Consider the following 9,062-nt stretch of genomic DNA (forward strand, 5'->3'; position numbering starts at 1 on the left):
TTACAATACTCTTACCACTCTGAAGGCGGATATTGCGGATAAAGAGATCCTTTTCTGTGAAATTTAGAGAAATGGCCGTATTCTTAAAGTTGATTTTTCTTGGCACATAATCTACATCTGCGTTTTTTATATCCACAAGCCCCTGAACATAGGGTTTAGTGAGCTGAAAATTAACTACATCTGCTTTAAAAGCTAAAGTAACATGAGCAGTGCCCTTTTTGAATTTCAGTAAGTTGTCTGCGATCACATTGTTCATCTTTATCATATCAAAGTTGGATTTGAACACACCTTTTGCTACAGGTCTTTCAAAATTAACAATTGCGGCGGTATCGATACTGAAAGGCATTTCAGCATAGTCGCCCGCAAGACGGTACAGGATAACAGATGAATTTGCATCGTTAAACCCGCGGTCGCGAACATGGTTATTGGTGTAAACACCGTCAAAATTACAGTTCTGGATTTCCCCGCCAGGGATGGTTAGTTTATTCTTTCTAACACGTGCCTTTACAAGGATATTGGGATCTCCTCCGGCTCCCATGTCACCAATAAGATCGCAAGTTACATGTATCGGAGATCCCAGATTGAACATATTTAGTTTCTTACTGATATTGGGTGTAAGCAGTGCAGAGGCATTCTTCCATAGAATGGCAGGGGCTTCTATATTGATGGTAAAATTAGCAGGCCCTTCGCCTACATCAAATTTGGCACCGATAATAAAATCCTCGTCTCCAATTTTCAACCTGTTTGGCGCAACAACGATCTGCTCGTGTTTCTTATCGTAATGAATGGCAAAAGGTCCTTCCAAAAGACGGTCTTTAATAAAAGAACCCTTTTGGGTATTAAATGCAAGGCTTTTCACCAAGGTCTTCAACCGAAGGCTGGCATTCCAGCCAGAATCAGGGTATTCCATATTTCCATCCAGTTCATTAACATCAAATTGAAACAATTTGTTACCTTTTTGATTGTCAAGAATAAAACTTACCCTGTTAAGTGCAAATTTTCTAATCTCCGCCGAAGACTCATTATTGTCTTTTTTAGGTTCTTCTTTTTTCTTCTTTTTAAATATAGACGTATTGCTGTAACCCGTACTGTCTGTATAAAGGTAAACCGCAGCATCATTGATACTTACCTTTTTTATCTCTATGGTACCTTTCAATAAGGCCATCACATTGACGGTTACATTGAATCTTTTTGCATCCAGCAGCGTATGCTTATGATTATTCCACTGCTGATCCTTCATTATAACATTTTTTAGGGTAAGCGAAATTCCTGGAAAACCGCTAAAAAAAGTAGGGTCCATATCACCCACTGTCAAGCTTCCATTTAAATTTTCGTTCAATTTTTTGGTGATGGATGACAGTAGTTCTTTCTTGTGAGAATTCACATAAAATCCCAGGGCAGTGAAGATCACGACAATTAAAGCGACAATTAAGCCTAATGTTTTGAGTAAGATTTTTGTCCAGCGCGGCATAGGGTACGGATCAAACGTTAAATAATAGCTTCAAGCTAGCAATTCTGCGACCAAAATGCACTATTGCTTCATTTTTGTTTATAATTCATACTATGAATTATAAACAAAAACACCTCTTTTAAAGATAACAAACTGAAGATAATAATTTAAACCTATGATTCTGATTTATCCAGTGAATTCTTGTATTTAAAAAACAACTGAGAAATTGGAGCAAGCATTAAACCGCAAAGACCGAAAATAATAAAGGACACTCTTAAATTGAAGGCATGGGCAAGATATCCAATCATTGGCGGGCCCAGTAACATTCCTGTAATGGTATAAGTTGTGATGATAGAAATTGCCATCCCCGGAGAGTATTTTCTGGAAGCGCCTGCAAGTGCATAAGACATTGGAACAACAGCTGCAGTGCCGAATCCTACTAGTGAAAAACCAGCCATTGCTGTCCAGAAATGAGGAAAAATAATAGCCATTGAAATCCCACATACAATACATACAGCACTCATTATATAAGTTGCAGGCATGCCAATACGTACAATAATCAAATCTGATGCAAATCTCGACATGGCCATAAAAGTCATAAAGATCAGGTAACCATAAGTAAAGATCTTCACTTTAATCACCTCTTGAAAATAGATGCCGCTCCAGTCAAACATGCCACCCTCACAAATAGCAGCAAAGAAAACCACTAATCCCAGATATAATATATAAGGGTCGGGCTTACTGATAACCAGTTTATTTCCACTCTTAGCCCTGTCATTTTGTAATAAAAAGCGATAGGAATAACAGGTTACTGCTAAAGCCATCGCACCCACAATCATAAAATGAAGTTGCAAACTTACATTCAATGCAAGTAAAAAAGTAGAAAATGCTATTCCTGCAATGCCACCGGTACTCCAGAATCCATGAAAAGATCCAATTATTTTTCGGTCAAATTGTTTCTGAAGCGCAATCGCTTGTGTATTTACTGAGATATTGAAGATTCTGGTCGTAAAGGCAAACATCACCATGGCTGCTATCAAACTTAGCGTATTAGGTGCAAAACCAATTAAGGCGAGTGCTATTGTATTTAAACCATATCCAAATGCCAATGGCACCCTGCTGTTGAACCGGGAAACCAGCCATCCCGAAATAGGCAGTCCTATCAGAGAACCTATGGGTAAGGCAAGCAAAGCCGAGCCAAGTTCCGCTTCGTTAAAGTTAAAGGTACTTTTAATGGTAGGAATCCTGGAAGCCCAGGTAGCAAAGGTAAAACCTGAAATAAAGAAAAAAAGACTTAAAAAGATCCGGTGTTTATTTTTTGTAATCATCAATAAGAATGGGTGGTGCAAAGGTAATTTTTAATTTTCTTAAAACACTATCAGCCTTAGTGTGTTTTATACAAAAACAATGAACTATGAAATTCAATAAACTATTATCAGACTGCGCCTCACGTAAAACAGATTCATCAATGCCAATTGTGGCTCTACTTGCCGGGCTTGCTGTTGGAGCAGTGGTAGGGATATTATTCGCCCCTGAAAGCGGCGAAAATACCAGAGGAAAGATTTCTGATAAAGCGGGTGATTTAGCCGAAACCGTAAAAGACAAGTTACATAGTATAAAAGGAAGATTTAGCCATGAACTCGATGAAGCTGAAGATGCAAAAGACGAAATCGTTGGCAAAGTAAAGAAGAAAGCAGAAGATGTAGCAGATAAAGCTAAATCGGAAGTTAAAAGGGCATCAGACGACCTAAACGATGTTGTACAAGATAGTTAAATCCTCTAACGGAAAAATTTCCCATAAAACAGGAAATTTTTCCGTACCTTTATTCCAGTTAAAGGAAATGGAGCAGCTATGGCAAAGAAAACAACAAAATCTTTTAAAAACGACACTGAAAATGCTATAAATAGTGTTCATGAAGTTATGGGGACCTATCAGCCCTATTATCTGAACCAAATCAGCCTGCTGACCAGTTCAAAAAAAGGCTTGTCAGCAAAGGCAGCCCTTGATTTTATTTCTATATCTGGTTTTTCAAAAGAAGAATTCCAGGAAACTTTCAAAACTACAGTTAAAACCATCCAGAATTACGCCACCAATGATTTAAAGCTGGATGCGGCTTTAAGTGAAAAATTATTAAAATCTTTTGCCTTGTTTGATAAGGGCATGGAGGTCTTTGGTTCCGGACAGGCTTTTCATCAGTGGCTCAATATGCCTTCTTACGGGCTTGGCAATCAGGTTCCTTTCGACCTGATGGATACCATTACCGGAATAAGCCTGATTGAAGAAGAACTGATCAGAATTGAGTTTGGTGACTTAGCCTAATATGCTTGTTTATCGGATTACATTGGCTAAATATGCTACCGCCCTTATCGCCTCAGGACGAGCTGCAAGGTGGAACCCGAATGAAACAGACGTGATTTATACATCCGGTTCTATTTCCCTTGCCTGTTTAGAAAATGTTGTACACAGAAATCAGCTCGGGTTAAATTCAAATTTCAGGGTAATGACTATCGAAATTCCAGATGACCTCCTTATTCTGGATCTTAATTATAATACTTTGCCAGCCAACTGGACAGATTTTGAGCATATGCCCCTAACCCAGGCACTAGGTGAAGACTGGATAAAAAAGGGTCGTTCTCCGGTTTTAAAGGTCTGTTCCTCTATAATTGATGGAGAATATAATTATCTGCTAAACCCTCTGCACACCGATTTTAAACTTATCAAACTACTCGATTCCAAATCTTTTGTTTTTGATAAGCGTATAAAGGGCCTTTAGTTTATTACCTTTGCACACTTATATTATACCCAGCCATTGAAGAAGATGGCTTAACAACAAACAAAATGATATCAATTGGACAATACAACGATTTAAGGATCATCAATAAAACCGAAAACGGATTAATTTTAACCGACGGAGATAAAGAGGTTTTACTGCCTTATAATCAAGTTCCCCCAAATACTGAAACTGGCGAAAATATCTCTGTGTTTGTGTATGTACACAAAGACGGCCGTTTACTGGCTACAACAAAAAGACCTCTGGCCTGTGTGGGCGATTTCGCTTATTTAACCGTTGTAGATGAAGGAGAAGACGGCGTTTTCATGGATCTTGGCATTGACAAAGATGTGTATGTACCTCAAAAGGAACAAAAAAGACCTATGTTTAAGGGCGACAAACATGTGGTGTATGTATTTCTTGACGACAATAATGACCGTATGGTTGCCTCCTCCCGCCTCACCAATTTTGTGGAGGAAGAAGACATTGACCTGGAAGAAGGCGATGAAGTGAGCTTATTAATTGTTGACCGCTCTGATCTGGGCTTCAATGCAATTATAGACAATAAATATATTGGTTTATTATACACCAATGAGTTGTTTGATGAACTAAATCCTGGAGAAGTCAGAAAAGGCTGGGTTAAAAAAATAAGGGTTGACGGCAAAATAGACCTTAGCCTGCAACCTATGGGATATGGCCATATCCTGGACAACAAAGACATCATATTGGAAGAGCTGAAAGCTTGTGGAGGTATTATACATTTAGGCGATAAGAGTTCGCCCGATGACATCTACGACCGCTTTAAACTAAGCAAAAATGCATTCAAAAAAGTGATTGGTGGTCTTTACAAAGACAGACTGATCACCGTTTCAGACCATGAAATCAAAATAGTAGTAGACCAAGAAGCAGAATAGAGCAGAGTTTCCCCTGCTCTATTTTTTCTATCTACTGAGCCACTATACTTATTGCTGCACCACCACCCGGTGCTAATTTTAACCGAAGAATGGTTTTTGCATCTGCATGAACATGTTCAATAAAATAAGCTTCCGGATTGGATTTCCAATCTGCATCATCTGCATCGCGGTAAATATTCATTTTGTACTTTTTGCCTTGCTGAAGAAAGTCCAATGGAATTACAGCTGTCCTGGCGTTCTCATTCGTAATTGCGCCAATAAACCAGTTTTCAGTTCCCTTTGCTTTACGGGCTATGGTGATATAAGCTCCAGGTTCTGCCTCCACCACTTTGGTGTCATCCCAGTCAACAGCTACTTCTTTAATAAACTGGAACGCATCGGGATGTGCCTCATAATTTTCCGGTAAATCTGCTACCATCTGTAGCGGACTATAAATGGTCACGTACAAAGCCAGCTGCTTGGCCAGCGTAGTATGAACCTGCCTTGAGGGTGCATAACTTGCATAACCACGAAGTTTAAAAATACCAGGTGTATAATCCATTGGCCCTCCCATCAATCTGGTAAAAGGCAAAATGGTTTCATGATCCGGATGGTTGCCATCACTAAAGGCATTGTATTCATTTCCCCTGCCCGACTCATAAGCCATCCAGTTCGGATACGTTCGGTGCAGACCAGTAGGACGATTGGGTTCATGAGAATCCAGCATGACCTTGTAATCCGCCGCTTTTTGAGCAATTCGTTCATAATGATTAACCATCCACTGTCCATCATGATGTTCACCCCGCGGGATGATCTTTCCAACATAGCCTGTTTTTACTGCCGGATAACCGTACTTGTTCATAAAGCGAAAAGCAGTATCCGCATAACGCTCATAGGTCGTTGCAGAACCAGAGGTTTCATTATGCATAATCATTTTTACCCCCTTAGACTTTGCATAGTCGGAAATCCCTTGTACATCAAAGTCCGGGTATGGGGTTACAAAATCAAACACATTTTCCTTCCAGTTGCCAAACCAATCTTCCCATCCCGTATTCCATCCCTCAACCAATACCCCACCTATTCCGTTCTTTGCTGCAAAATCTATGTAACGTTTAACATTTGCGGTATTGGCACCATGTTTCCCACTCGGAATAAGTTGGCCTTTAGGGTCCAGACTATCCAGATTGTCTGCATAACTCCAGGTGCTTTTTCCAGATTGCATTTCCCACCAAACACCAGCAAACTTCATTGGTTTGATCCAGTCTGTTTCTTTGATCCGCGAGGGCTCATTCAGGTTCAGTATCATTTTTGAAGCCAATATATCCTCTGCCCGCTTGCTCACAATTACAGTTCTCCAGGGGGTATGAAAAGGCGCATGTAAATAGGCTTTATTTCCCAGGGCATCGGGAACCAGATTGGCCGATAGTTTAAAACTGTCCCTGTCTATATGCAACTGCATGGCCGGATAATTGATCAGCGCTGCTTCATGGATATTCATGTATATTCCTCCCGCTGTTTTCAGCATAAGCGGTGTTTGAACAGCATACTGGTCAGGAACGACCCTAACGGCGATATCTGTGGCTTTTTTTTCTACTTCCCAGGCATCTATCTTGCTTAAAGGAGATGTTGTATAGGAGTATTCATTGGTATCATAATCTCCGGGGATCCAGAAAGCTTTGTGGTCACCAGTCAAATTAAACGCCGTGAGTTCCTTTGATACCACAAAATATTTTAGATTGGGTTGCTGGGGAAATATATACCTAAAACCCAGTCCATCATTGAATACCCTGAACTCAATATCCAATAGTCTGAAAGGTTCGGCTGTTTCCTTCATATGGACAACCAACTGTTCATATTGATTTCTAATATGACTCACTTCTCCCCAAACTGGTTTCCAATGCTCATCGACACTCTTTTTTTCGATCCCAGCAATTTCAAAATGCTTATCTAAAGCACTGTTACCAACCAGTTCAAACCCAAGTTCTGATCGCCTGATCACTGTCTGGCCATCAAAATATAAGGCATAACCTGGCCGCCCGGTTTCATCCAGCGTAAACTGGAGCCTGACCTTATTCATGCTTGCGTCAGCACTTTTTTCCTGAGCCATTACATTACATGCAGCCACAATCCATAATACACAAGCAAATAGTTTATTCATCTTCATTCTTTTATCGTTAATACCCGGGATTTTGCTGACCTTTAATTTGGGAATTGGAATTAAACTCATCCAGTGGTATTGGCCAGGAATAAGACTTTGCCTCATTAAACTGCAAACTCGGAGCGGTTATCGTGGATCCAAAATAAGCTGCCTCCGAAGGTCCTATGCGCCACCGGCACACGTCAAACCACCATTGTCCTTCATTAAACAGTTCTGCCCAGCGCTCATAATACAATGGATTTTTTCCCAAAACAGGATCATTAATGGCCTTAGTATTTGCTGTCAGACTTTGATAGTCTACCGGAGAGGTATTGTTTACGGGGTAATCATAAGCCCTTCGGTGCACTTTATTAATATATTCCAATGCAGTAGCGGCATCTCCCCCTCCTTTTGCTGCCTCCGCATACAATAAATAGACATCAGCCAGGCGAAGGAAATACCAGTTCCACGCGTCTGCCTGTACGGTTTCTATTTTATAGAAAAGAGCAGCATATTTACGATAACCCCAGCCATAAGAATTTACCTGTCCGGCCAGATATGGTGGTTTAGATACAGGTGCCCAATTCGTCCCGTCAAACTTAAGTGAATCTAGCCAGGGCTGTACAGTATTCACATATAAACGTGGATCGGCAAGCTTTTGGTCCCTTACATTCTGCGCCTGAAGTTTATAGGCCGGGTCCATCACTTTGGCCGGATTCGTATAACTTGCGGGTTTTGAGTTGTTGTATTTTGGATTGTTCACTAAGGTATAATAGCCAAGAGGATAACCAAAACGCTTAATGTTCATATCGTGAATATCGCCGTTCCCGGTATAGCCCAATCCATGTGCGGCCGTTTCTGTACCATCAGCACCAAGCACATTTGGAGACCAGATCATCCCGTTCAACGTCGTGGCATTAGGATTTGGGCCATAAGGTCCGTAATTATTCTTGCTGTCCTGATCTACATTCAGTTCAAACAGCGATTCCTCATTAAATTCATTGGCTGTTATCCCTATAAAGGCATCCTTGTATTTTTCATAAGGCATTAAAGATTTACCGCTGTTCTGGATGACGTCAAGCAATACTGTTTTGGCATTGTTCCAATCTTCGGTAAAAACATAAGCCTTACCCAATAAGCCTTTTGCTGCCCATTCCGAAATCCGCCCGATGTCTACACCCGTCCAGACTTTACCTTTAAGTAGTTCAGCAGATTTTTTGAGATCGCTCTCAATAAAATCCCATACTGCCCGTGTAGTTGCCCTTGGTTGCTGTGTACTTTCTACAGTCTTAGGAAAAGTCTCATACAATGGAATACCCATTTTGGCGGCATTTACACCACCCTGTTTAATATAACTCTCCCCATAAAAACATTCCAGCTGGAAATAATAGAAAGCCCGGAGAAACAATGCCTGACCACGTATATAGTCGACAGCTTGCTTCTCCGAAGCAGAAGCATAATTCTTTTCATAAAAATCAGCAGCCTCCAATGTTACATTACAATTCTTAACTCCAGTATATAAGGCACTCCAGGCCTGGGAAGAGAACTGATTAGTTACACTCAGGTTGTTGTTCATCCACTCTACCCAGGTTGCATCTCCATAGTTTCCGTTAGAAGTATGAACAGCGTTGGCCATTGCCTTCGGCATTAAATTAAAGCCATATAATGCCAGACTTCTTAGATTAGAATAAGAGGGAGACAGGATACTTTGCAGATCATTGAAGGTTTTTGGATAGGTACTGGTCGAATAAAGATCAGTTGGCCCTACCAAAGAAGGTGCTTTTTTACATCCGGTTGCAAAAAGCAACAGC

General features: G+C 40.6%; 8 protein-coding genes. 4 read left to right on the top strand and 4 right to left on the bottom strand.

Going from position 1 to position 9,062, the window contains the following annotated elements; genetic code table 11:
• Together VNZ46_RS16545 and VNZ46_RS16550 are read right to left on the bottom strand one after the other, a co-directional pair.
• Positions 1-1,471, bottom strand: a 1,471-nt coding sequence (locus VNZ46_RS16545) for an AsmA family protein (RefSeq protein ID WP_325561168.1), incomplete at its 3' end; no start/stop codon positions are given.
• 152 nt (positions 1,472-1,623) lie between these two features.
• Positions 1,624-2,778 carry an MFS transporter gene (locus VNZ46_RS16550; RefSeq protein WP_325561169.1) on the bottom strand — a complete coding sequence of 385 codons (1,155 nt, stop codon included), beginning with the start codon at positions 2,776-2,778 and terminating at the stop codon, positions 1,624-1,626.
• An 86-nt stretch (positions 2,779-2,864) separates the two neighbouring features.
• Between VNZ46_RS16550 and VNZ46_RS16555 the strand changes: the two genes are divergently transcribed.
• From VNZ46_RS16555 to VNZ46_RS16570, 4 genes are all read left to right on the top strand, one after another.
• Positions 2,865-3,224, top strand: coding sequence for a YtxH domain-containing protein (locus tag VNZ46_RS16555; RefSeq protein WP_325561170.1), 360 nt, complete (start codon positions 2,865-2,867; stop codon positions 3,222-3,224).
• A gap of 78 nt (positions 3,225-3,302) precedes the next feature.
• Positions 3,303-3,770, top strand: a complete 468-nt coding sequence (parS, locus tag VNZ46_RS16560; RefSeq protein WP_325561171.1) for a type II toxin-antitoxin system Xre/ParS family antitoxin — start codon at positions 3,303-3,305, stop codon at positions 3,768-3,770.
• 1 nt (position 3,771) lies between these two features.
• On the top strand, positions 3,772-4,224 hold the full coding sequence (locus VNZ46_RS16565) for an RES family NAD+ phosphorylase (protein ID WP_325561172.1): 453 nt from the start codon (positions 3,772-3,774) through the stop codon (positions 4,222-4,224).
• A 65-nt stretch (positions 4,225-4,289) separates the two neighbouring features.
• Entirely contained in the window at positions 4,290-5,135 is an 846-nt protein-coding gene (locus VNZ46_RS16570; protein ID WP_325561173.1) for a CvfB family protein, read from the top strand.
• Between the two features lie 31 nt (positions 5,136-5,166).
• Here the strand turns inward: VNZ46_RS16570 and VNZ46_RS16575 are convergent, their stop codons facing one another.
• Together VNZ46_RS16575 and VNZ46_RS16580 are read right to left on the bottom strand one after the other, a co-directional pair.
• Positions 5,167-7,272, bottom strand: a complete 2,106-nt coding sequence (locus tag VNZ46_RS16575) for a glycoside hydrolase family 97 protein (RefSeq protein WP_325561174.1) — start codon at positions 7,270-7,272, stop codon at positions 5,167-5,169.
• Between the two features lie 16 nt (positions 7,273-7,288).
• Positions 7,289-9,062, bottom strand: a 1,774-nt coding sequence (locus VNZ46_RS16580; RefSeq protein ID WP_325561175.1) for a RagB/SusD family nutrient uptake outer membrane protein, incomplete at its 5' end; no start/stop codon positions are given.

Source organism: Pedobacter sp. (assembly GCF_035566355.1).
Classification (GTDB): Bacteria; Bacteroidota; Bacteroidia; order Sphingobacteriales; family Sphingobacteriaceae; genus Pedobacter.